Origin of the sequence: Curtobacterium sp. MCLR17_044 (assembly GCF_003234435.1) — a bacterium.
In the GTDB taxonomy this organism is placed as follows: domain Bacteria; phylum Actinomycetota; class Actinomycetes; order Actinomycetales; family Microbacteriaceae; genus Curtobacterium; species Curtobacterium flaccumfaciens.
This window is the reverse complement of sequence record NZ_QKTC01000028.1, coordinates 1-22,407: the sequence shown is the minus strand read 5'-3', so window position 1 is coordinate 22,407 and position 22,407 is coordinate 1. Positions and strand designations below refer to the sequence as shown.

General features: G+C 71.7%; 21 protein-coding genes. 14 read left to right on the top strand and 7 right to left on the bottom strand.

The genetic code is table 11. The annotated features are described in order from the left end of the window. Positions 1-40 precede the first annotated feature (40 nt). Positions 41-2,620, bottom strand: a complete 2,580-nt coding sequence (gene pepN / locus DEJ04_RS16535; RefSeq protein ID WP_111033447.1) for an aminopeptidase N — start codon at positions 2,618-2,620, stop codon at positions 41-43. 213 nt (positions 2,621-2,833) lie between these two features. Here pepN and DEJ04_RS16530 point away from each other — a divergent pair, with 213 nt between their 5' ends. Then, positions 2,834-3,394 carry a disulfide bond formation protein DsbA gene (locus tag DEJ04_RS16530; protein WP_375334742.1) on the top strand — a complete coding sequence of 187 codons (561 nt, stop codon included), beginning with the start codon at positions 2,834-2,836 and terminating at the stop codon, positions 3,392-3,394. A 121-nt stretch (positions 3,395-3,515) separates the two neighbouring features. Here the strand turns inward: DEJ04_RS16530 and DEJ04_RS16525 are convergent, their stop codons facing one another. Next, positions 3,516-4,034, bottom strand: coding sequence for a GNAT family N-acetyltransferase (locus DEJ04_RS16525; RefSeq protein WP_111047792.1), 519 nt, complete (start codon positions 4,032-4,034; stop codon positions 3,516-3,518). Here DEJ04_RS16525 and DEJ04_RS16520 point away from each other — a divergent pair. From DEJ04_RS16520 to DEJ04_RS16510, 3 genes are read left to right on the top strand one after another with little or no spacing between them, the layout of a single operon-like run. Beyond that, on the top strand, positions 4,033-4,674 hold the full coding sequence (locus DEJ04_RS16520; protein WP_084741142.1) for a helix-turn-helix domain-containing protein: 642 nt from the start codon (positions 4,033-4,035) through the stop codon (positions 4,672-4,674). The genes DEJ04_RS16525 and DEJ04_RS16520 overlap by 2 nt on opposite strands. Positions 4,675-4,720: 46 nt before the next feature. Beyond that, positions 4,721-5,209 (top strand): ribose-5-phosphate isomerase, encoded by a 489-nt coding sequence (locus DEJ04_RS16515; RefSeq protein ID WP_111047800.1) that lies wholly within the window; start codon positions 4,721-4,723, stop codon positions 5,207-5,209. A gap of 36 nt (positions 5,210-5,245) precedes the next feature. Next, positions 5,246-6,175 carry an Fpg/Nei family DNA glycosylase gene (locus tag DEJ04_RS16510; protein ID WP_071246661.1) on the top strand — a complete coding sequence of 310 codons (930 nt, stop codon included), beginning with the start codon at positions 5,246-5,248 and terminating at the stop codon, positions 6,173-6,175. A gap of 28 nt (positions 6,176-6,203) precedes the next feature. On the opposite strand, the gene DEJ04_RS16505 is transcribed toward DEJ04_RS16510, so the two are convergent. Both DEJ04_RS16505 and DEJ04_RS16500 read right to left on the bottom strand, forming a co-directional pair. After that, positions 6,204-7,676 carry an amidohydrolase gene (locus DEJ04_RS16505; RefSeq protein ID WP_111047791.1) on the bottom strand — a complete coding sequence of 491 codons (1,473 nt, stop codon included), beginning with the start codon at positions 7,674-7,676 and terminating at the stop codon, positions 6,204-6,206. Beyond that, positions 7,673-8,332 (bottom strand): FMN-binding negative transcriptional regulator, encoded by a 660-nt coding sequence (locus tag DEJ04_RS16500; RefSeq protein ID WP_111047790.1) that lies wholly within the window; start codon positions 8,330-8,332, stop codon positions 7,673-7,675. Before DEJ04_RS16500 ends, DEJ04_RS16505 begins: the two co-directional genes overlap by 4 nt. Before the next feature lie 179 nt (positions 8,333-8,511). On the opposite strand from DEJ04_RS16500, the gene DEJ04_RS16495 reads away from it, so the two are divergent. From DEJ04_RS16495 to DEJ04_RS18540, 9 genes are all read left to right on the top strand, one after another. Further along, positions 8,512-10,098 carry an ABC transporter substrate-binding protein gene (locus DEJ04_RS16495; RefSeq protein ID WP_258371412.1) on the top strand — a complete coding sequence of 529 codons (1,587 nt, stop codon included), beginning with the start codon at positions 8,512-8,514 and terminating at the stop codon, positions 10,096-10,098. Positions 10,099-10,106: 8 nt separating this feature from the next. Next, the gene (locus DEJ04_RS16490; RefSeq protein ID WP_111047789.1) at positions 10,107-11,507 is read left to right on the top strand and encodes a M14 family zinc carboxypeptidase; all 1,401 of its coding nucleotides are present in this window, start codon (positions 10,107-10,109) and stop codon (positions 11,505-11,507) included. Further along, complete coding sequence (locus DEJ04_RS16485; RefSeq protein ID WP_027464675.1) at positions 11,507-12,448, top strand: ABC transporter permease; 942 nt, start codon at positions 11,507-11,509, stop codon at positions 12,446-12,448. Before DEJ04_RS16490 ends, DEJ04_RS16485 begins: the two co-directional genes overlap by 1 nt. Then, positions 12,445-13,335 (top strand): ABC transporter permease, encoded by an 891-nt coding sequence (locus tag DEJ04_RS16480; protein ID WP_110864890.1) that lies wholly within the window; start codon positions 12,445-12,447, stop codon positions 13,333-13,335. Before DEJ04_RS16485 ends, DEJ04_RS16480 begins: the two co-directional genes overlap by 4 nt. Before the next feature lie 84 nt (positions 13,336-13,419). Next, positions 13,420-14,829: a serine hydrolase gene (locus DEJ04_RS16475; protein WP_071246673.1), complete on the top strand. Its 1,410-nt coding sequence runs from the start codon at positions 13,420-13,422 to the stop codon at positions 14,827-14,829. Further along, entirely contained in the window at positions 14,826-15,392 is a 567-nt protein-coding gene (locus DEJ04_RS16470) for a GbsR/MarR family transcriptional regulator (protein ID WP_111047788.1), read from the top strand. Before DEJ04_RS16475 ends, DEJ04_RS16470 begins: the two co-directional genes overlap by 4 nt. After that, positions 15,389-17,050 carry an ABC transporter ATP-binding protein gene (locus tag DEJ04_RS16465; protein ID WP_111047787.1) on the top strand — a complete coding sequence of 554 codons (1,662 nt, stop codon included), beginning with the start codon at positions 15,389-15,391 and terminating at the stop codon, positions 17,048-17,050. Before DEJ04_RS16470 ends, DEJ04_RS16465 begins: the two co-directional genes overlap by 4 nt. A 248-nt stretch (positions 17,051-17,298) precedes the next feature. Then, positions 17,299-17,628 carry a hypothetical protein gene (locus DEJ04_RS16460; protein ID WP_111047786.1) on the top strand — a complete coding sequence of 110 codons (330 nt, stop codon included), beginning with the start codon at positions 17,299-17,301 and terminating at the stop codon, positions 17,626-17,628. A 101-nt stretch (positions 17,629-17,729) separates the two neighbouring features. Further along, a complete protein-coding gene (locus DEJ04_RS18540) occupies positions 17,730-17,882 on the top strand; it encodes a hypothetical protein (protein WP_163343414.1) in 153 nt (50 codons plus the stop codon). 67 nt (positions 17,883-17,949) lie between these two features. On the opposite strand, the gene DEJ04_RS16455 is transcribed toward DEJ04_RS18540, so the two are convergent. From DEJ04_RS16455 to DEJ04_RS16445, 3 genes are read right to left on the bottom strand one after another with little or no spacing between them, the layout of a single operon-like run. Beyond that, a complete protein-coding gene (locus DEJ04_RS16455) occupies positions 17,950-18,807 on the bottom strand; it encodes a DMT family transporter (RefSeq protein WP_111047785.1) in 858 nt (285 codons plus the stop codon). A 13-nt stretch (positions 18,808-18,820) separates the two neighbouring features. Continuing rightward, complete coding sequence (locus tag DEJ04_RS16450) at positions 18,821-19,483, bottom strand: response regulator transcription factor (RefSeq protein WP_027464682.1); 663 nt, start codon at positions 19,481-19,483, stop codon at positions 18,821-18,823. 39 nt (positions 19,484-19,522) lie between these two features. Further along, positions 19,523-21,091, bottom strand: coding sequence for a sensor histidine kinase (locus tag DEJ04_RS16445; RefSeq protein ID WP_111047784.1), 1,569 nt, complete (start codon positions 21,089-21,091; stop codon positions 19,523-19,525). Between the two features lie 132 nt (positions 21,092-21,223). On the opposite strand from DEJ04_RS16445, the gene DEJ04_RS16440 reads away from it, so the two are divergent. Continuing rightward, positions 21,224-22,054: a helix-turn-helix domain-containing protein gene (locus DEJ04_RS16440; protein WP_111047783.1), complete on the top strand. Its 831-nt coding sequence runs from the start codon at positions 21,224-21,226 to the stop codon at positions 22,052-22,054. Positions 22,055-22,407: the final 353 nt, after the last annotated feature.

Below are 22,407 nucleotides of genomic sequence, written 5' to 3'. Positions count from 1 at the left end.
CCTGGAGGAACACCAAGACCCCGCCGGATCAGAGCAGGGGTCAGGCGTCGGCGGCCTGGACCCGGAGCGCGCGCTCGGTGCCCGCGAGGCTCTCGGACACGATGCGGCGCAGCGCCGGCGTCTCCGGGTGCTCCTCGAGCCACGCGGCGGCGGCGTCACGGAGCTCGGCCGACGCGAGCGGCGCCGGGTAGAGGCCCGAGACGATGGTGTCGGCCATGTGGTAGCTGCGCTCGGCCCAGATGCGCGTGAGCACCTCGAAGTACTTCGGCACGAGGCCCTCGAGCAGCACCGGGCTGTTCACGTGCTGGAACCCGACCGTGGTCTGGCGCACGATGGCGTTCGGCAGCTCGGACGAGTCGACCAGTGACGAGAACGCCGCCAGCTTGCCCTCGGCCGTGGGGATCGTCGCCCGGGCGCGGGCCGCGGCCTGCTCGCCCGACGCGGTCTTGTCCGCGGCGAGCTCGGCGTCGATCTCGGCGTTGTCCGCAGCACCCGCGAGGACGAGGCCCTCGAGCAGCTCCCAGCGCAGGTCGGTGTCGATCTCGAGGCCCTGCAGCGTGACCGAACCGTCGCGGAGGCCCTGCAGGGTCGCGACGTGCTCGGGCGTGGACGGGACCTGTGCGAAGAACTTCACGAACTGGAACTGCGCGTCCGAACCGGCCTCGGCCGAGGACGCGAGCTGCCAGAGGGTGTCGCCGACGGTGCGGACCGTGGCCTCGACCGACCCCGGTGCCACGTAGTTGCGTGCGGTGAGCAGCAGCTGCGAGAGCGTCGTGCGGATGGTCGTCGACTCGGTCTCGGTCGCGATGTTGCCCAGCACCAAGCGGACGTAGTCGCTGGCCGGGGACTCGGCGTCGCGCGTGGCGTCCCACACGGAACCCCAGACGATCGAGCGGGCGAGCGGGTTCGCGATCGACGCGAGGTGCTCGATCGCGGTGCGCCGGGAGTGCTCGTCGAGACGGATCTTGGCGTAGGCCAGGTCGTCGTCGTTCAGCAGCACGAGGTCGCCGCGCTGGACGCCGACGAGCTCGGGCACCTCGGTGCGGGCACCGTCGACGTCGATCTCGACGCGGTGGACCCGCTCGAGCTTGCCGCCGGCGGAGGCCGTGTCGGCGCCGAACGGCGCGGACTCGTCGTTCCGGAAGGCGTACACGCCGATCGCCAGACGGTGCGGGCGCAGCGTCGGGTAGTCGGCGGGGGCTTCCTGCAGGACGGTGAACGACGTGATGACGCCGGAGTCGTCGGTCTCGATCTCGGGGCGCAGGGTGTTCACGCCCGCGGTCTCGAGCCAGAGCTTCGACCACTCGGTCAGCTCACGGCCGCTCGTCGCCTCGAGCTCGACGAGCAGGTCGCGGAGCTCGGTGTTCGAGTGGTGGTGCTTCTTGAAGTAGGCGGAGACACCGGCGAAGAACGCGTCGATGCCGACCCAGGCGACGAGCTGCTTGAGGACCGAGCCGCCCTTCGCGTAGGTGATGCCGTCGAAGTTGACCTGGACGTCCTCGAGGTCGTTGATCGTCGCGACGATCGGGTGCGTCGAGGGGAGCTGGTCCTGGCGGTAGGCCCAGGACTTCTCCATGGCCTGGAACGTGGTCCAGGCCTCGGTCCACTCGGTGGCCTCGGCCGTGGCGATCGTGGAGGCCCACTCGGCGAAGGACTCGTTGAGCCACAGGTCGTTCCACCACTTCATGGTGACCAGGTCGCCGAACCACATGTGGGCGAGCTCGTGCAGGATCGTGACGACCCGGCGCTCCTTGATGGCGTCGGTGACCTTCGACCGGAACACGTAGGTCTCGGTGAAGGTGACCGCGCCGGCGTTCTCCATCGCACCGGCGTTGAACTCCGGCACGAACAGCTGGTCGTACTTGTCGAAGGGGTAGGCGACGTCGAACTTCTCCTCGAAGTACGCGAAGCCCTTCTTCGTGATGTCGAACACGTACTCGGGGTCGAGGTACGAAGCGAGCGACTTGCGCGCGAACACACCGAGGGGGATCGTCCGGCCGTCGCGGCTGGTCAGCTCGTCGCGCACGACCTCGTACGGGCCGGCGACGAGCGCGGTGATGTAGCTCGAGATGCGCGCGGTGGGCGGGAAGGCCCAGGTCGCGACGTCGCCGTCGACGTGCGGCTCCGGCGTGGGGGAGTTCGAGACGACCTGCCACCGTGACGGCGCCGTCACGGTGAAGGAGAACTCGGCCTTCAGGTCGGGCTGCTCGAACACCGCGAACATGCGGCGGGAGTCCGGGACCTCGAACTGGGAGTACAGGTACACCTCGTCGTCCACCGGGTCGACGAAGCGGTGCAGGCCTTCACCGGTGTTCGTGTACAGCGCGTCGCTGACGACCACGAGCTCGTTCTGCTCCTGCAGGTCGTCGAGCTGGATGCGCACGCCGTCGTTCACCGCGGCGACGTCGAGCGCCGAACCGTTCAGCGTGATCGAGTGCACGGTCTTCGTGATGGCGTCGATGAAGGTCGATGCGCCGGCGGTGGCGGTGAAGCGCACCCGCGTGGTGCTGCCGAAGCTGTCGGCGCCGCGGGTCAGGTCGAGCTCGACGTCGTACGTCTGCACGGCGACGACGGCCGCGCGCTCCTGGGCTTCGATTCGGGTGAGGTTCTCTCCGGGCACGCAACGCTCCATCTTCGCTGGGGACGCGGACGATCGGTGTCCGCGTACGGGGCCCCGGACGGCGTCGTGCGCCGGCGGGACGATGGGTTCAAGCCTAGCGACGCCGCGTACGCTCGGATCGTGACCGAGACGACTGTGGACAACCCGACCGACCCCACCACCGCGCGCACCGCCGTGGAGTTCTGGTTCGACCCGAACTGCCCCTGGGCCTGGATGACGAGCCGCTGGGTGGGTGAGGTCGCCGAGCACCGCGACCTCGACGTGACCTGGAACGTGATGAGCCTGTTCGTCCTCAACGAGGACCAGGACGTGCCGGAGAGCTACAAGGAGCGCCTGCACGCCGGCCAGGTCTACCCGCGCATCGTCACGGCGGCGCTGCTCCGGCTCGGGCAGGACGTCGTCAAGCCGCTGTACGACGCCCTCGGCGAGCACATCCACCACCGCCAGGAGTCCGACCCGGAGCAGGTCGTCCCCGCCGTGCTCGCCGAGCTCGGTCTCGACGCCGATCTGCTCGAGTACGCCTGGACGGACGAGGTCGACGCCGCCGTGCGCGCCAGCCACCAGGACGGCATCGACCGCGTCGGACAGGACGTCGGCACGCCGGTCATCGCCGTCGAGGGCACCGCGTTCTTCGGACCGGTCATCTCCCCGGCGCCCAAGGGCCAGGAGGCGCTCGACCTGTGGGACGGCGTCGTCGCCGTCGCGAAGTACCCCGGCTTCTTCGAGCTCAAGCGCTCGCGCACCGTCGGCCCGATCTTCGACACCACCGACTGACGCTCCGGAACCAGGTTCCGGACACAGCACCGCGGGATCGCGTGGTTCCGTGTCCGGAACCAGGTTCCGTTCGTCGACGGGCGGCCGGGAGGCCCGTGGTGCGTCCGTCCCGCCCGTCCCGTCAGGCGAGCGGCAGGCGCATGAGCGTCAGGTCGAGCCAGCGGTCGAACTTGCGTCCGACCTCGGGCACGACCGCGACCGTGGTGAACCCCAGGCGTTCGTGCAGGGCGATCGACCCGGTGTTCGTGCTGCAGATCCCGGCCATCATGACGTGCCGGCCCTCGGCGGTGGCCCGTGCGACCAACTCGGCCATCAGGGTCGTCGCGATGCCCCGGCCGCGGAACGCCTCGACCACGTAGACGCTGTGCTCGACGGTGTGCCGATACCCGTCCGGCTGCCGCCACTGCGAGTACGTGGCGTAGCCGGCCACGACGCCGTCGACCTCGGCCACGACCACCGGGTACCCGCCGCCCTGCCGCTCGGCGAGCCACCCGTCGAAGTACGCACGCGGGTGCGGGGTGTCCTGCCAGATGGCGGTGGAGTGCAGCACCGCATCGACGTGCAGGGCGTGCACGACGTCGAGGTCGGTCGGGGTGCAGTCGCGGATCACGACCCCGTTCGTCGCATATGCTGTCCTCATGTCTCACATCGTAGACGACGCGCACGCCGATCCCGCAACCGGCGCCGACGACACCTCGGTCGCCGAGCAGCGGGCGCTCGGTGAACGCCTCCAGCGCCTCCGCACCGAGCGGAAGTGGAGCCTCACCGAGCTCGCCGAGGAGTCCGGCGTCTCCCGCGCGATGATCAACCGCGTCGAGCGCGGGGTCTCCAGCCCCACCGCGACGATCCTCGGTCGCCTGTCCGGTGCCTTCGGCCTGACGATCTCGCAGCTCCTCGACGATGCCCTGGAGCACGAGGTGCCCAGGGTGACGGACCCCGACGAGGCGCGCGGGGTGCAACGGGGCGCGACCGCCGATTCCTGGACCGATCCCGACACCGGGTACCGCCGCCGTCCGGTCTCGAGCGCGGCGTTCCCCGCTGACGTCACCGAGGTGCGCCTCCCGGCCGGCCGCGAAGTGGCCTACCCGGCGTCCGCCTACGCGTTCCTGCGGCACTGCATCTGGGTCGTCGACGGCGTGCTCGAGGTCGTCGTCGGCGGCGAGCCGACGCGCCTGGCGGCGGGGGACCGGATCGAGCTCGGCGACCCCGCCGACGTCGTCTACCGCAACCCGGGCGAGGACCCCACCCGGTACCTCGTGGTGGTGGTCCGCGCGCCGTAGTCCGTGGTGGTCCGGGCCCCGGAGCCGCAGGAATATGATCGGTTCCATGCGCATCCACCTCGGAACGGACCACGCCGGCCTCGAGTTCAACAAGACCCTCGCAACCCACCTGACCGAAGCCGGGCACGAGGTGGTGGACCACGGTCCGACCGAGTACGACGCGCTCGACGACTACCCCTCGTTCTGCATCAACGCCGCGCACGCCGTGGTGCAGGACCAGCGTGCCGGTGTCCAGGCGCTCGGTGTCGTCTTCGGCGGTTCCGGCAACGGTGAGCAGATCGCCGCCAACAAGGTCGAGGGCATCCGCGCCGCGCTCGTCTGGAACGAGTCGACCGCCCTGCTCGCCCGTCAGCACAACGACGCCAACGTCATCTCCATCGGTGCGCGCCAGCACACCGAGGACGAAGCGATCCGGTTCGTCGACCTGTTCATCACCGAGCCGTTCTCGGGTGAGGAGCGCCACGCCCGCCGCATCGCCCAGCTGGCCGAGTACGAGACCACCGGGCTGATCGCCGGCCGCGAGATCGACGCGTAGTCCGGCTCGTCAGGGGTACCGGGTAGAACGGTAGTCATGCCCGAGGGTCACTCCGTCCACCGCATCGCCAACCAGTTCACCCGGCACTTCGTCGGCAAGCGCTGCGAGGTGTCGAGCCCCCAGGGGCGCTTCGCCGCCGGGGCCGCGCAGCTCGACGGCAAGCGCATGATCGCCGCGCGTGCGGTGGCGAAGCAGATGTTCCTGGAGTTCGAGGGCGACCTGTTCCTCCGCGTCCACCTCGGGCTGTACGGGGCGTGGGACTTCGCGGGCGTGATCTCCACCGCCGAGGCGCTGTCCGACGACGACGACCGCGAAGAGTCGCTCAGCTCGATCGGCGCACCGCGGCTCGCCCGCTACCGGATGGCCGAGCAGGAGAAGGCGGAGGACCCGATCGAGTCCTTCCCGCCGGACCCGGTGGGCCAGGTCCGGGTGCGGATCCTCACCGAGGACACCGTCGCCGACCTCCGTGGCCCGACCGCGTGTGTCGTGGAGACCCCGGCCGAGGTGCAGCGTGCGCTCGACAAGCTCGGCCCCGACCCGATGAACGACGACGGGCCCGAAGCCGAGAAGACCTTCGTCGACAACGTCCGCCGTCGGAACGTCGCGATCGGGCAGCTGCTCATGGACCAGTCCGTCGTGGCCGGCATCGGCAACATCTACCGCGCCGAGCTGCTGTTCCGGCAGCGCATCGACCCGTACAAGCCGGGCAAGAAGATCACCGTCAAGCAGGCCAAGGCACTCTGGGCCGACTGGTCGAAGCTGCTGCACGACGGCGTCCGCGACGGCCTGATGATGACGATGGACGACCTGTCCGAGGCCGACCACAAGAAGGCCCTGCGCTCCCGCAAGGACCGCCACTGGGTGTACCACCGTCAGGGCGAGCCCTGCCGGGTCTGCGGCACCGAGATCCGGATGGCGGACATGGCCGGCCGGAAGCTCTACTGGTGCCCGAAGGACCAGAAGTAGCCCACGGGGCACGGGCACACCCGCCCGCTCACACCTCCCGGTACGTGAACCGCCCGGCGACGGCCGTCCCCAGAACCCGCATGCCACGCAGTGCGGCGGACGAGGACGCGGCCAGCGGGTCGGTCTCGACGAGCACCAGGTCCGCCACGTCACCGACGGACACCCCGACGCGCCCGTCGGTCGACCCCTGCCACGCGACGAGTGCCGAGAGCCGTTCGGCCGGGTGCCACGGGTCCCGCCCGTCGCGGTCCCGCCCGACGGCCGCCGCCATCGACACCCACGGGTCGAGCGGCGCCACCGGAGCGTCCGACCCGAGCAGCAGGCGCGCTCCGGCCCGGGCGAGCGAGGCGAAGGCGAAGGCCCGGTCGGTGAGTCCGGCCCAGTGCCGGTCGGCGATGTCCCGGTCGTCCATGGCGTGCTCGGGCTGCACGGACGCGGCGACCCCGAGCCGGGCGAACCGGTCGACGTCGGTGTCGACGAGCAACTGCGCGTGCTCGATCGTGCCGCGGGCCCCGACGGTCTCGAAGACGTCGAGCGCCAGGGTGTTCGCACGGTCGCCGATCGCGTGGATCGCGGGGACGAGTCCGGCGTCGACGGCACGGCGGGTGATCGCGACGAGGTCCTCGAACGGCCAGGCGAGCACGCCGGAGCCGTCGGTCATGGCGGCGGTCCGGCTGCCGAGCGACCCGTCCGTGACCACCTTGAACGGCCCCATCGTGAGCAGGCCCCGCGTGCCGTCGACCACGTCGCCGGTCCGCAGCCCCCGGGCGATGGCCTCGTCGAGCTCGGCCGGGTACACCCCGGACGCGACCCGGATCGCGTCGGTGCCGGCGTGGATCCGGCGGCGCCAGCGGTCGAGCCCGAAGCGCATCTCGAGGTCGACGACACCCGTCACCCCGCGGGCGGCCGCAGCCTCGGCAGCGTCCGCCACGTAGGCGTCGAGCAGGTCGTCCGGCACCTGCGACAGCGCTCCGGTCACGTCGAACGCGTCCTGCTCGCGCAGGACCCCGTCCTCACCCGCCTCGAGCGGGCGGCCGACAGCGGCCGAGAAGTGTGCGAGCGCGAGCGCGTTGCACCACACCGCGTGCAGGTCCGCGCTGATGACGACGACCGGGAGGCCCGGTGCGGCCTGGTCGAGCAGCTCGCGTCGTGCCGGGCGCGGCCACATCCCGTCGCGGTAGCCGTGTCCGACCAGGACGCGGTCCGCCACGCCCGCCCGGGCGACGGCGGCGAGCAGGTCGGCGGTCGCCTCGGCGGAGTCGCAGCCGGTGACGTCGACACGGCGACGGACGAGTGCCCACTGGTCGAAGTGCGTGTGGTGGTCGCGGAGCCCCGGGCCGAGCCAGGCACCGGCGGCCTCGACCACGTCGGTGTCGACACTCGTGGGGTCGAGGGTGCCGGTCGGTGCGATCTCGGTGACGCGCCCGTCGACGATGCGGACGTCGGCAGGGGCTCCGGAGGTGCCCACACGCCGGACGGTGCGGAGCAGGATGTCCGTCACGACGCCTCCAGGCCGTTCGCCGGGGACGGGACGGGCCGGACCCGCTCGACCTCGTCGGCGAGCGCCGGCGACGCGTAGGGGCCGTCGCCCCGCAGCCCGGCGACGATGCGGTCGATCACCTCGGGGGCCTTGTTCTGCGACAGCTTGGCGCGGGCGTCGAACCGGGTGACGCGGATCCGGATGCCCACGGTGCCCTTGGCCATCCGGCGGGCGGTCTCCTCGTCGATCTGCAACGACACGGGCGAGGGCATGACGTGCTCGAAGTGGTCGACGAGTTCGCCGAGCACCCGGAAGTTCTCGTCGTCGGACAGGATCTCGGGGGTGCCCCAGACGTGGGCGGTGACGTGGTTCCAGGTGGGCACGAACTGCTCCGGCGGGTACCAGGCGGGGGAGACGTAGCCGTGCGGGCCCTGGAACACGACGAGGACCTCGTGCCGTCCGAGTTCGTGGGCGACCTCGTCGGGGCGGCCGACGTGGGACACCAGGACGAGGGCGTCCGGGTCGTCGTCGGGGCCGGGGGTCTCGAGCAGCACCGGGTAGTGCGACGCCACCAGCCCGGCCGCGGTGTGCGACACGATCGTCGCCCACGGGTTCCCGGTGATGAGGCGTCGGACCTCGTCGACGTCGGTCATCAGGAAGTGCGGTGTGTGGCGCATGTTCCGAGCGTGGCACAACGGGCCCGGTCGCGCGACGGGTGTCGTTTCGTCAGTGTTTCTGCGCGGTAAAACTCTCAGAGCGCATTGAAAGAAGTCTTGTGGTCGGGATTCGAACCGTCCTAGCTTTCCCACCACGACGACCGGGCAGGGATCCGGCCGCACCCGATCGAGGAGAGATCATGCGACGCAGGACGATCGCCGCGCTGGCCGCGGCGGCAACCTTGGCACTGGTGGCGACCGGCTGTTCGGCGGGCGGCGCGGCCGACGACGACGCTCCCTCGAGCCTGGTCTACGCGACCGGCGAACCCGACCACCTGACCCCTGGCCGGCAGACCGTGGCCTTCGACCAGGTGATGAGCGTCTTCGCGCCGCTGACCCAGACCGACGCCGACGGTGACCTGCAGGACGTGGCGGCGAAGAGCGTCGAAAGCGACGACGCCATCACGTGGACGATCACGCTGCGGGACGGCTGGACGTTCCAGAACGGCGAGGCCGTGACGCCGGAGAGCTACGTGAAGGCCTGGAACCACGTCGCCTACGGCCCGAACGCGTGGGAGAACAGCGGTCAGCTCGCCGGGATCGTCGGGTACACGGACCTCAACCCGGCGAAGGGCACCCCGAAGACCAAGGAGATGTCGGGACTCAAGGTCACCGGCAAGGACACCTTCACGGTCACGCTCACCCACGCGGACAGCCAGTTCCCCCTGCAGCTCAGCCAGGCCCAGACGGCGTTCTACCCGATGCCCGAGGCCGCCTACGACGACCTGAAGGCGTACGACAAGAAGCCGATCGGCAACGGCCCGTACGAGATGACGAAGGCGTGGAAGGCGGACCAGGAGTTCACCGTCACAGCCTGGAAGGACTACGAGGGCACGAAGCCCGCCACCGACGAGGTGACCTTCCGCAGCTACTCCGACATGAACACCGCGTACACCGACGTCCTGGCCGGCAACGCCGACGTGCTGTTCCTGCCGACCGACAAGATGACGAGCGCGAAGGCCGACTTCGGCGACCGCCTGCACTCCTTCGACGCCCCCGGCATCGACTACCTCGGGTTCCCGCTGTGGGACGACCGGTACTCCGACCCCGACGTGCGCCGCGCGATCTCGATGTCGATCGACCGTGACGAGGTCAACGACGCGATCTACGGCGGGCTGTACGAACCGGCCACCGCGCTGACCCCGCCGTCGATGTCCGGCACCGAGGAGGGCATCTGCGGCGACGCCTGCGAGTTCGACCCGGCAGCGGCGAAGAAGCTCCTCGCCAGCGCCGGCGGGTTCGACGGCACGATGACGCTCGTCTACCCGGGCGGCACCGGCCTCGACTCCCTGTACGAGGCGTACGCCAACCAGATCCGGCAGAACCTGGGCGTCGACGCCGAGGCGAAGGCCACCACCGACTGGGCGTCCTACTACTCGGAACTCACCGACAAGACCGTCGCCGGCCCGCACTTCGGCCACTGGGGCGCGCTGTACATCAGCCAGCAGAACACGCTCCGTGCGCTGTTCACCACGGCCGGCGGCTGCTCCCCGTGCACCGGCTACTACCAGTCCGACGACGTCGACTCGCTGCTCGAGAAGGCCGACTCCGCCGGGTCGCAGGACGAGGCGAACGAGTACTACACGAAGACGCAGCAGGCCGTCCTGCAGGACTTCCCGATCGTCCCGACCTTCTTCGACAAGTACTCGTACGTCACGAGCGACAAGATCGCGAAGCTGCCGGCGGTGGCGGGCAGCCCCGTGATCGCGCAGATCGCCGTGAAGTAGGGCGGGGCATGGAGCAGCACACCGTCCTCGACCTGGTCCGCGACGTCCCCGACCGCGACGGCTTCCCGCTCGTCGACGACCTGCACGCCCGGTTCGCCGCGCTCGCCGCGGCGCACCCCGACCGGGTCACGGTCACCCGGATCGGCACGAGCCGCCTCGGCGAACCCCTGCACAGCTACCGCATCGGCACCGGGTCGCACGCGGCCGTCGTGGTCGGCGGGGTGCACCCGAACGAGCCGATCGGTTCGTGGACGGCGCTGCACCTCGCCGAGACGGCCCTCGGCGACGAGCGGGTGCAGGCCCTCGACGTCACCTGGCACATCGTCCCGACGATCGACCCGGACGGCATGCGGCTCAACGAGGCGTGGTTCCACGACCCGCACGACCGGGTCTTCTACTCGCGGCACTTCTACCGGCCGGCCCCGGACAGCCAGGTCGAGTGGACGTTCCCGAACAGCTACAAGTCGGTGTACTTCGACCAGGTGCTGCCCGAGACGCTCGCGTTCATGCGGCTCATCGACGACACCGAGCCGGACCTGCTCGTGAGCCTGCACAACGGCGAGATGGGCGGCGTCTACTACTACCTGTCCGAGGACCTGCCCGCCGTCGTCGACACCCTGCACGCGGTGCCGGCCGCACTCGGGCTGCCGCTCGACACCGGCGAGCCGGAGTCGCCGTACCTGCGGGAGCTCGCCCCGGCGGTGTTCGCGATGGACGGCATCGAGACGGCGTACGCCTACCTCGAGGAACTCGGCGTCGACCCCGGCGAGCACATCCACGGCGGGTCGAGCGCGGCGTGGGCGATGCGGCACGGGGCCCTCTGCATGGTGGCCGAGCTGCCGTACTGGAGCCACCCCGACGCCGACGACCAGACCCCGACCGACGAGCCGTACGCCGACCTGCTGCGCCGGTGCGCGGACGAGCTGGGTGCCTCGGGTACGGAACTGCAGGCGTTCCTCGACGAGGCATCGCCGATGCTCACGATCCCGTCCCCGTTCGTCGAGGCCTCCCGGGCGTTCGTGCCGATGCTCGTCGGGATGGCGGACACCGACCGCCGCCGTGCCGAACGGGAACCGGCGGACCGGACGGCCACCGTCGCGGAGCGCTTCGGCTGCGAGGACCTCGTCCGCTGCTTCCGCCTGCGCTACGGCGGCATGCTCCTGCGCGCCGTCGAGGCGGAGACGACCGCCGGCACGGCGTCCGCGCCGCTCCGGCGGCTCCGCGACCGCCTGGCCGAGCGGTACGCGCGCTGGCAGGCGGACGCGTCGACGGGTGCGCAGCCGATCCCGGTGGGGAAGCTCGTGGGCGTGCAGTACGGGGCGATCCTCGCCTGCGCGGCGCACGTGGCGGACCCGACCCGCGCCTCCCGACCGTCACTGGTCACCACGGGAGAGCCGGGAGGCGCGTGATGCGTCCGACGCTCGCCGTCGGTCGCCGACTCGGCGGCCTGGTCATCGTGTTCCTCGGGGTGACCTTCCTCATCTACGCGATGACGTTCGCGCTGCCCGGCGACCCGATCAAGGCGCTCGGCGGCGAGCGCCCCCTCACCGACTCGGTCGTGCGGGCGCTGCGGGCGGAATACCACCTGGACCAGCCGCTGTGGCTGCAGTACGTGCAGTACCTGGGCGGCCTGTTCCGGGGTGACTTCGGCACCGACTTCAACGGGCAGTCCGTGGGCGAGCAGATGGCCTCACGGTGGCCGGTGACGATCACGCTGGCGCTGAGCGCGTGGGCGCTCGAGATCGTCCTCGGCATCGGGCTCGGCGTGGTCTCGGCGCTCAGGCGCGGCACCGTGCTCGACAAGACCGTGCTCGTCGGCACCATCGTCGTCGGCGCGGTCCCCGTGTTCGTGCTCGGCGTGGCCCTGCAGCTGGTGTTCTCGGTGCGGCTGCACTGGTTCCCGGTCGCGGGGGTCACCGCCGGGTGGCCGACCGCGTACGTCCTGCCGGCGTTCGTGATCGCCCTGTTCGGCCTGGCCGCGGTGTCCCGGCTCACCCGGACGTCGATGATCGAGACACTCGACGCCGACTACGTGCGGACGGCCCGCGCCAAGGGGCTCGCGCCGGGCCGGATCGTCGGCGTGCACGTCCTGCGGAACTCGCTCATCCCGACCGCCACCTACCTGGCGACCGACCTCGGGTACCTGATGGGCGGCACCGTCATCATCGAGGGCATCTTCAACCTGCCGGGCGTCGGGAACCTGCTGTTCCAGGGCATCCGCTCGCACGAGGGTGCCGTCGTCGTCGGCATCTCGACCGCCCTCATCCTGGTGTTCCTCGTCACGAGCGTGCTCGTCGACCTGCTGCACGCCGCCCTCGACCCGCGCGTCCGGACAGGAGCCTCCCGATGACCACCGAAGCCCTCGGCGCCACCGTCGACCCCGTCGTCGGGGTCCGGCGCCGGCCACTGCTCGCCGCCGCACGGACGCCGGGGTTCTGGGTGCCCGCGTCGGTGCTCGTGGTGGTCCTGCTCATCGCGGCGTTCCCGCAGCTGTTCGCCGGGCTGTTCGGCCACGGCGACCCCCGGGTGTGCGACCTCGGCCGGAGCGGGGCGTCAGCGACCGCCGGGCACCCGTTCGGCTTCGACCTGCAGGGCTGCGACGTGTACGCGAACGTCATCTGGGGCACCCGGTCGTCGATCGCCGTCGCGGTGCTCACGACCCTGCTCGCCGGCATGGTCGCGGTCGTCGTCGGGACCGTCGCGGGCATGGTCGGCGGGTGGGTGGACGCCGTCCTCGCCCGGCTCACCGACGTGTTCCTCGGGTTCCCGTTCCTGCTCGGCGCGGTCGTGGTGCTGAACAGCGTGGGGGAGCGGTCGGTGCTCACCGTGTCGCTCGTGCTCGCCCTGTTCGGGTGGCCGACGATGGCCCGGCTCGTGCGGTCGAGCGTCCGCAGCGTCCGGGGTGCCGAGTTCGTGCTCGCCGCCCGGACGATGGGGTTGTCGACGTGGCGGATCACCACCCGGTACGTGCTGCCGTCGTCGATCTCGCCGCTGCTCGTGCTCGCCACCATCACCGTCGGCGGGGTCATCGTGTCCGAGTCGTCGCTGACCTACCTCGGCATCGGGCTGGAGCGTCCGGCGATCTCGTGGGGGCTGCAGCTGTCCGCGGCGACGTCGCAGTTCCTCCGGGCCCCGCACATGCTCATCGCGCCGGCGGCGTTCCTCGCCGTGACCGTGCTCGCCGTCATCGCGCTCGGCGACACGCTGCGCGCCGCGCTCGACCCACGTCGGCGCTGACCGGCACGGCACACGCCGCGTCGCGGCGGGCACCGTCGCGACCGACGCGCCAGACTCGAACCACCGCCCTTCGAAAGGACCACCGTGACCGACACCCTCTCCGCGTACCGGAAGACCCTGCCCTACATCCGCGAGTGGGTGTCGTACAAGGTGTGGCAGCTGCGGGTGCCCGGCGTGCAGGTCGCCGTCGGCTTCGGCGGCGAGGTCCTGTTCGACGAGGCCTGGGGCTACGCCGACGTCGAGGCCGGGCGCCGCCTGACCACCACCGACCTCTTCCGCATCGCCTCGCACTCGAAGACCTTCACCGCGACGGCCCTGCTGCAGCTGGCCGAGCGCGGGTCGCTCCGGCTCGACGACACCGTCGGCACGTACGTCCCGGCACTGGTCGACGGTGGCTCCCCGCTCGCCGACGCCACCCTGCGCGAGCTCATGGAGATGGGTGCCGGCGTCATCCGCGACGGACACGACGGCGACTACTGGTCCCTGCTCCGCCCGTTCCCCGACGAGCAGGAACTCCTGGCGCTCGTGCTCGACCGGGGCCAGAAGGTGCCGACCGGCTCGTCGTTCAACTACTCGAACCTCGGCTACTCCCTGCTCGGCCTGGTCATCGCCGCGGTGTCCGGGCAGTCGTACAACGACTTCGTGCGCGAGTCGATCACCGAACCCCTGGGCCTGCGGAACACCGGCCCCGACTGGGACCCCGCACGCGCCGACGACTTCGTGGTCGGGTACACCGGCTTCCACACCGCCCGGCACCGGCAGCGCATCGACCACGTCGACACCCGCGCGATGGCCGCCGCCACCGGGTTCCACGGCACCGCGTCCGACCTGGTCCGCTACTTCTCGCAGCACGTGATCGGGCAGGGCACCCTGCTCGACGACCACTCCAAGCGCCTCGCGCAGCGGAAGGCCTGGAGCGCCACCGACGACCCCGCGGCCCGCGGCTACGGTGCCGGGTTCATCGTCGACCGGATCGGCGGGCGGGAGATCCGCGGCCACTCGGGCGGGTTCCCGGGGCACATCACCCAGTCGATGTTCGACCCGGCGTCCGGGCTCGTCGTGTCCGTGCTGACCAGCGCCGCCGCCGGACCCGCCACGCTCATCGCCACCGCGGTCATCGCCATGCTCGACGCCGCGGCCGACGCCGACGCCCCGGGGACCCCGGTACCCGACGACGTCGACACCGCCGCCTTCACCGGACGCTTCGCCAACCCGTGGGGCGTCACCGACGTCGCCCGGATCGGTGACCGGCTCGTCGAGGTCGACCCGTCCGGCCCCGAGCCGATGGACACCCCCACCCGGCTCGAGGTCGTCGACGCCGACACCCTGCGGATGACCCACGGCAACCGCTTCGGCTCGGTCGACGAGGACATCACCTACACCCGCGACGAGGACGGCACCGTGCGGGCGATCCGTGGCGGTGGCGGCATGTCGCAGGAGCCGTGGTCGATCCCGGACGAGCGACCCGAGGTGGCCGCCGGGCTGGCCTCGTGACGGACGACAGGGGCACCGCCGAAGGGGCCCCCGACGACGACCGGCTGCTCGGACCGGAGCGCCAGGCCTTCGTCGAGGAGTTCGCCCTGATGCTCAACGACGGCGCGGGCATGCCCCTCACCGACGCCCGGGTGCTCGGCTACCTGATGATGACCCGCGCACCGCACTCGTCGTCGTCGGACCTGCAGGCAGCGCTCGGTGCCAGCTCGGGGTCGGTGTCGATGGCCACCCGACGGCTCGTCGACTCCGGGTTCGTGAAGCGCCACATCGTCCCCGGCGAGCGCAGTCACTACTTCCGCGCCGAGGCCGACGTCTGGGGCTCCTGGCTCGCCAGCGAACGGAAGTACCTCGACCGGCAGCGCGACATCATCGGCCGCGGGCTCGCCGTCGTCGAGGGTGCCGGCCGCACCGGCACGGGCGACGTGGACGCCGAGGTCCGCGAGCGTCTGCTCAACGGCCGCGACTACATGCAGTGGCTGCAGGGCTACCACCGCAAGATGCTCGAGGAGTGGGAGGCCTTCAAGGCCGCCCGCGACGACACCGACCCCCCGGAGACCCCATGAGCGGCACCACCGACGTCCTGACCGTCGAGCACCTCACCGTCACCTTCGACGTCGACGGCGAGGTGGTCCGCGCCGTCGACGACGCCTCGTTCGCCGTTGCCCGGGGCGAGGTCGTCGCGGTCGTGGGGGAGTCCGGCTCCGGCAAGAGCATGACCGCGATGACCGCGATGGGCATCGCCCCCGACGGTGCGCGCGCCTCGGGGAGCATCCGGCTCGGCGACCTCGAGGTCATCGGCACCGACGAGCGCACCCTCCGGTCGGTCCGGGGCCGCAGCGTGTCGATGATCTTCCAGGACCCGTCCGCGGCGCTGAACCCGGTGTTCACCATCGGGTTCCAGCTCGCCGAGGCCGTCCGACGCACCGACGGCCAGCACGACCGCGCCGCCGTCCGGGAGCGCTCGCTCGAGCTGCTCCGCGCCGTGGAGGTCCCCGAACCCGAACGCCGCCTGGGCCAGTACCCGCACGAACTCTCCGGCGGGCAGGCCCAGCGCGTGATGATCGCGATGGCGCTCGCCGCCGACCCGGACCTGCTCATCGCGGACGAGCCGACGACCGCCCTCGACGTCACCGTGCAGGCCGAGGTGCTCGACGTCCTCCGCGCGCTGCGCGAGCGCACCGGCACCGCGATCCTGCTCATCACCCACGACATGGGCGTCGTCGCGGACCTCGCCGACCGCGTGGTCGTGATGCGTCGAGGCCGCGTCGTCGAGACCGGCACCGCCGAGGCGGTCTTCGCCGCACCGTCCGCCGACTACACGCGCGAACTCCTCGCTGCGGTCCCGCGCATGGGCACCGGGTCCGGTCTGGAGGCCCGGCTCGGCTCCGCCACGACGCCCCCGGCCGCCGTCCTGGACGTCCGGCACCTCGTGGTCGAGTACGGCGGCGCCCTGCGCGGGCGCTTCCGTGCCGTCGACGACGTGTCGTTCACCGTCGGCCGTGGCGAGATCGTCGGCCTGGTGGGGGAGTCCGGCAGTGGCAAGACCACCATCGGCCGGGCCGCGGTGGGCCTCGCGCCGATCACCTCCGGCTCGGTGGTCGTTGACGGCACCGACGTCGCCGGCGCACGGCGAGCCGCCCGCCGGCAGATGCGCCAGCACGTCGGCGTGGTGTTCCAGAACCCGCTCCGGTCGCTCAACCCCCGGTACACCGTCGGGCAGACCGTCGCCGAGCCGCTCCGCCAGATCCTCCGGCTGCCGGCGGTGCAGGTCGAGGAGCGTGTCGAGCGACTCCTCGCGGACGTCGGTCTCGACGGCGGGTACGCCGAGCGTTACCCGCACGAACTCTCCGGGGGCCAACGGCAACGCGTCGCGATCGCCCGCGCGGTGGCGCTCGACCCCGCCCTCCTGATCGCCGACGAGCCGACGAGCGCACTCGACGTGTCGGTGCAGGCCCGCGTGCTCGACGTGTTCCGCGAGCTGCAGGAGCGCCTCGGGTTCGCGTGCCTGTTCGTCACGCACGACCTCGCCGTGGTCGACACCCTGTGCGACCGGGTCGTCGTGCTGCACGGCGGCCGGGTCGCCGAACACGGCACCCGCGACGCCATCCTGCGCTCGCCCCAGGACCCGTACACACGACGGCTCATCCAGGCCGCCCCGGTGCCGGACCCCGCGGAGCAGGCACGCCGACGCTCCGAGCGCCTGGCGGCCCGGGCGGGCTGAGCCGGAGCCGGAGTGCGCGTCGACTCCCGCTGCTCCACCCGGCGAGGGACGGACGTTCGTGTCTGCGCGATGACGGTTCCGGTTCGCGCCGCCCGGGGATCGTGAACCAGAACCGTCAACAAGGTGAGAACGCGTACCCGTCCGCCCCGCCCCGCCGCCCGACGACGACACGCCCGTCCGATGCCAGGTCGTCGTCCAGACGGCGCGGTCGACTTGACTGTCGTTCGAACACACGTTCGAATACCGTCGTGGGACGGCGTCGCGAGAACCGGTGGCAGCCCCCGGAACACCCGGAGGTCGAGCGTCCGCGCGCGTACTCCCTGTCCGAGGACGCCCGCGGCGGCGACGTCTGCCACGCCGTCACCCCGAAGCCGGTCTGGGCGTGGATCCAGTTCCCGACCTTCCACGTCCGGGTGAAGGCCTTCGCCAAGAGCTGGACCCGCGACGCCGTGCTGGTGGAGTGGGCGCAGTTCGGGCAGCAGGCCGAGGCGTGGGTGTGGCGCTCCGCGGTGAAGCACCGCACGCTCCGTGCCGACCGCGACAGCGCGAACCGGAGTCCGCAGAACGCACTGCATTGACTTCCACCTGCACCCCGAGGATGGTTTAGCGAACGCGGGTTCAGCAAGTAACTCACTGATCGAGGCATTCGATCCGGACCCGTACCCACGAAGGAGGCACCATGAAGAACGCAGCGGTGCCGTCCTGGGTCGCCCACGTGCTCACCCCGCCCGAGGTCATCAGCGCCTACGTCGAGCGGCGGATCAACGATCCGTCCCTCCTGTCGGGTGAGCAGTCGGAACCCACGTACGCAGACTTCCTGCGCGACGAGTAGACGGTCTTCTCAGGAGGCCCGGATCACGCACCGCCGTCGGCGGACGTGATCCGGGCCTCCTCTTCGTTCACCCCACCGGTCCGCCGCGTCGGCGACGGGCCGAGAGCGTCACGCCGACGCTCGCGGCGGTGACGCACGCCAGGGCGACCGTCTCGATCACCGAGAGCCCCTCGGCCAGCACGACGAGACCGGCCAGGGCGGCGATCGCCGGGCCGAGGCTCTGCAGCACGCCGAACACCCGTGTCGGCATCCGGCGGAGCGCGAGCATCTCGAGGGCGTACGGCAGCACGCTGGACAGCACGGCGACGGCGCCGAAGACGAGCAGGAGCGTCGGTTCGTGCACGACGCCGTCGACCGCGGAGCGGAGCCCGAACGGCAACGACACGAGCATCGCGACCACCATCGACACGACGAGCCCGTCGACGCCGGGGATCGCGGCGCCGACGTGCCGGTTCATCACGATGTAGCCCGCCCAGCACGCGGCGGCGAGGACCGCCCAGACGACCCCGCCCACCTCGGTCACCGCGGTCGGCCCGACGCCGAGCAGCACGACCCCGGCGAGCGCCAGCACGGCCCACAGTGCATCGCGCCAGCGCCGGGTGTGCACGAGCGACAGGGCGAGCGGCCCGAGGAACTCGATCGTCACGGCGACACCGATCGGGATGCTCGCGAACGACAGGTAGATGAAGACGTTCATGCCGCCGAGCGCCAGGCCGAGGCCGACCGCACCGAGCCACTGCGCCCGCGTCCAGTGCCGGACGCGGGGACGGACCACCAGGGCGAGTACGACGGCACCGATGACGAGCCGGAGCGTGGCGGCCCCGACCGCGCCGACGTCGTCGAAGTGGGTCTTCGCGATCGCGGCGCCGAGCTGGACGGACACCATCGCGGTGAGGGCCAGCAGGGGTGCGGGGACCCGGTTCATCCTCGGGCTCGGCTCATCCGAGGTAGGCGAGGACGGCGAGGACGCGGCGGTGGTCCTCTCCGGTGTCCTCGAGCGCGAGCTTGCCGAAGATGCTCGACACGTGCTTCTCGACGGCGCCGGTGCCGATCACCAGGGCGCGGGCGATCGCGGCGTTCGTGCGGCCCTCGGCCATCAGCCCGAGCACGTCACGCTCGCGCGGGGTCAGGGCTGCGAGCGGGTCGCGGCGGCGGCTCATCAGCTGCGTGACGACCTCGGGGTCGAGCACGGTGCCCCCGGCGGCGATGCGGCGGACGGCGTCGTCGATCTCCTCGAGCCGGGTGACGCGGTCCTTGAGCAGGTAGCCGATGCCGGTCGCGCCGGCCGCGAGGACGTCCTCGGCGTAGGTGGCCTCGACGTACTGGGAGAGCAGGAGCACACCCGTCCGTGGAGCGATCCGGCGGGTCTCGACGGCGGCGCGGACACCCTCGTCGGTGAAGGTCGGCGGCATCCGCACGTCCATCACCACGACGTCGGGTGCACCCTCGGGCAGCGTCGCCAGGAAGGCCCGGGCGTCGGAGTACTGCCCGATCACGTCGATGCCGGCCTCGTCGAGCACTCGTGCCAGGCCCTCGCGCAGCAGGACGGCGTCGTCGACGACGACGGCCCGGATGCGTGCTGCATCCGGGCCGTCTGTCATGCCGACCAGCCTAGTGGGAGCGCGGACGCCCCCGTGGGGTCACGACCGCTGGTTCGCCGCCGTCGGGACGCCGTTCAGGGCACCGAGGGGGATCCGGGCGGTGGCCTCGGTCGGGCCGCCCTCGGGGCTCGAGACGACCAGGTCGCCGTCGAGGGCCCGCATGCGGCCGATCAGGCCCTCGATCCCGTGGCCCTGCTGCGGTCGGGCACCGCCCCGGCCGTCGTCGGTGACGCTGACGGTCAGGTACCAGAGGCCCGAGGCGTCGACGACCAGGCCGAGGTACACCCCGGCGGTGGTGGCGCCGGCGTGCTTCATGGTGTTCGTCAGCAGCTCGCTCACCGTGAAGTACACGTTGCGCTGGATCTCCGTGGCGAGTTCCAGGCCCTCGGGCAGCCGGACGTCCAGGCCCACCGGGATCGGGGTGCGGGCGACCAGTGCCTCGAGCGCCGCGACGAGTCCGCGGTCGAGCAGGATCGGCGGGGCGAAGCCGCGGGACAGTGCGCGCAGTTCGTCGAGGGCGTCCTGGGCGTGCTCGGATGCCTCACCGATGAGCTGCTTGGCCTTCTCGGGGTCCTTCTCGAAGGCGCGCTCGGCGGCGGACAGGTCCATGCGGAGCCGCACCAGCCGCTGCTGCGGGCCGTCGTGCAGGTCGCGCTCGATCTGGCGGAGTGCCTGCCCCTCGGCGGTGACGGCACCGGCGCGGGAGGCCTGCAGGCCGGCGACGCGCTGCTCGAGCTGCTCGGCCCGGAAGCCGCCCAGCAGGCCGAAGTCGACCCAGTAGTGCGCCAGGACGGACCCGCGGGCCCAGAGCGGCAAGAGCACGACCGAGGCGGCCATCGACAGCAGCCCGAGGGCGCCGACGCCGGTCACGAACCCGACGCTGTCCGTGAAGTAGCCGACCCGGACGTTGTTCGCGAAGTACAGTCCGCCCACGACGATCGGCCAGGCGAAGCCGACGAGCAGCAGTGCACCGGCCCCGACGGTCACGACCGCGACGAGCGGGTACACGACCGCGGCGTGCAGCAGGTAGAGCCAGTAGTGCGGGTTGGCGACGGCCGAGCCTGTGCGGGTCCACCAGTTCTGCTGCCAGCGGGGCGTCCAGTCCACCGGGCGGATCGGGCGTCGGTCGGCCCAGCTCATGCGGAGCTTCTCGAACTGTCCGAGCCACCGCGCCACGAACAGCGCGATGAAGAACATGAGCAGGACGAAGGGGTTGAAGAGGTCGCGGAACCCGCCACCGAAGATCGCCGTCGGGAACGCGAAGTACAGCGTGCAGAGCAGCACGGCGGTGAGCGCCATGTAGCCGAAGTCCCGCGGCAGGCGCTTCCACGCGTCACGGTAGAACTGCCCGGCGGTCATGCCGGAACCGCGACCGGAACCACCGACCGGACCGGACCCGACCCGCGGGGTGGCACTCCACGACGCCGGCGGGGACTGCGGGGCGTCCTGGGGGTCCTGCTGGTGCTGGCGCGGGTACTGGGGCATCGGCTTGGTGGCTCCAGGGGGCACGGAGTCGCCCAGCGGGACGGTCTGGGCCTGGTCGGGCGAAGGCGTGACGTCGTCCAGCGGGACGGTTCGCGCCTGGTCGAGGCGGTCGGTGTCGGTCATGCATCCAGCCTCGCGATCGCGGAGCCGTTCCCCCATCCTGCCCTCTCCCCACCCCGGGTGGGGTTATCCCCCCTCTTCCACAGGTCGCCCGATCCACGCCCGCGCGTCCTGCCCGTGGATCACGCTCGTCGGATGGCTGATGCGCTCCGAGCACTGATCGACGCCGTCGGGCTCCAAGTCGGGCCGGGCACCGAGGTCCGGTCCGACGACGAGGCGTGGACGCTCGACGTCGAACCGACGGGCACCCACGTCTGGGTGGCGACGCGGTCCCGCTCCGTGTGGGTCCGGCACGGAGAGGACATCGCGATCGTCGACGCCGGCACCGCCGCCCTCGTCGAAGGGCACGCGACGATCACGATCGGCACGGGCCCCGAGCGCTCCGGCCCGCCCCGCGTCGCGGAGACGTACGCGTTCCCGCACGAGGCGCTCTTCGCGCTCACCGGTGTCCTCGTCGGTGCCGCAACGCTCGGCCCGCTCGTCGACGAGGTCCTCGCACTCCCGCCCATCGCGAGCACCGGCCCACCCGGTGCGCCCTCGCCAGACGTCGGCCTTGCGCTGCGCCACGTCGGGCACCTCGACGGCGGGAGGTGGCACGGCGCGCAGCAGCAGGCCCTCGCCCGACTCGTCGTCACGACGGTGCTCCGCGACAACCCGCCCCCGATGCTCGGCGACAACGGTCTCGCGCGGATCCTCGACCGCCTGTTCGATCCGGCCGGTCCGTCGTCTCTGCAGGCCCTCCTCGTCGGTGTCCGGATGTCGGAGCGCACCCTCGAGCGTCGGTGCGCCGCAGCGACCGGATGCTCGCCCGCGCGGCTCGGCCGCTGGTACCGCAGTCTCGCCGTCCGCAGCGCACTCACCCGAGGCGACCGCCCGTCCGACGTCGCGACCCGCTTCGGCTTCAGCACGACGTCGTCCATGCGTCGAGCCCTCGAGCGGGTCCGACCCCCGACGAACCGCCGGTGACCGTCGACCGCGGGGAAGGAGGTTCCGCTCCGCATCGATGACGGTTCCGGTTCACGGTCCTCGGGTTTCGTGAACCAGAACCGTCACGGCGCGGAGAAGACCACGGCGTCCCGCGTCGGTGCAGTGCGGTGCGTGCGCCAGATGCAGGCAGCCGCGCCGCGCTTCGGGAGGGGGAGCGGCGGCAGCGGGAGCGGGAGGGGGAGCGGCGGCGGGAGCGGGAGCGGGTCGGCGGCGCCGACGTCCGGAGCGGGTCAGGCGGGGTCGCTGCGCCGCCGGCGTCGGTCGCGGCGACCGGGTCGGCCGAAGCGGCCGGGTCGGACGAGCCGACCGAACCGGCCGAGCCCGGCGTCGCG

Coding starts and splice junctions, on each gene's coding strand:
- DEJ04_RS16530 (WP_375334742.1), top strand. CDS start 2,834: ATGACGAGCCGCTGGGTGGGTGAGGTCGCCGAGCACCGCGACCTCGAC.
- DEJ04_RS16520 (WP_084741142.1), top strand. CDS start 4,033: ATGTCTCACATCGTAGACGACGCGCACGCCGATCCCGCAACCGGCGCC.
- DEJ04_RS16525 (WP_111047792.1), bottom strand. CDS start 4,034: ATGAGGACAGCATATGCGACGAACGGGGTCGTGATCCGCGACTGCACC.
- DEJ04_RS16515 (WP_111047800.1), top strand. CDS start 4,721: ATGCGCATCCACCTCGGAACGGACCACGCCGGCCTCGAGTTCAACAAG.
- DEJ04_RS16510 (WP_071246661.1), top strand. CDS start 5,246: ATGCCCGAGGGTCACTCCGTCCACCGCATCGCCAACCAGTTCACCCGG.
- DEJ04_RS16500 (WP_111047790.1), bottom strand. CDS start 8,332: ATGCGCCACACACCGCACTTCCTGATGACCGACGTCGACGAGGTCCGA.
- DEJ04_RS16495 (WP_258371412.1), top strand. CDS start 8,512: ATGCGACGCAGGACGATCGCCGCGCTGGCCGCGGCGGCAACCTTGGCA.
- DEJ04_RS16490 (WP_111047789.1), top strand. CDS start 10,107: ATGGAGCAGCACACCGTCCTCGACCTGGTCCGCGACGTCCCCGACCGC.
- DEJ04_RS16485 (WP_027464675.1), top strand. CDS start 11,507: ATGCGTCCGACGCTCGCCGTCGGTCGCCGACTCGGCGGCCTGGTCATC.
- DEJ04_RS16480 (WP_110864890.1), top strand. CDS start 12,445: ATGACCACCGAAGCCCTCGGCGCCACCGTCGACCCCGTCGTCGGGGTC.
- DEJ04_RS16465 (WP_111047787.1), top strand. CDS start 15,389: ATGAGCGGCACCACCGACGTCCTGACCGTCGAGCACCTCACCGTCACC.
- DEJ04_RS18540 (WP_163343414.1), top strand. CDS start 17,730: ATGAAGAACGCAGCGGTGCCGTCCTGGGTCGCCCACGTGCTCACCCCG.
- DEJ04_RS16455 (WP_111047785.1), bottom strand. CDS start 18,807: ATGAACCGGGTCCCCGCACCCCTGCTGGCCCTCACCGCGATGGTGTCC.
- DEJ04_RS16450 (WP_027464682.1), bottom strand. CDS start 19,483: ATGACAGACGGCCCGGATGCAGCACGCATCCGGGCCGTCGTCGTCGAC.
- DEJ04_RS16445 (WP_111047784.1), bottom strand. CDS start 21,091: ATGACCGACACCGACCGCCTCGACCAGGCGCGAACCGTCCCGCTGGAC.
- DEJ04_RS16440 (WP_111047783.1), top strand. CDS start 21,224: ATGGCTGATGCGCTCCGAGCACTGATCGACGCCGTCGGGCTCCAAGTC.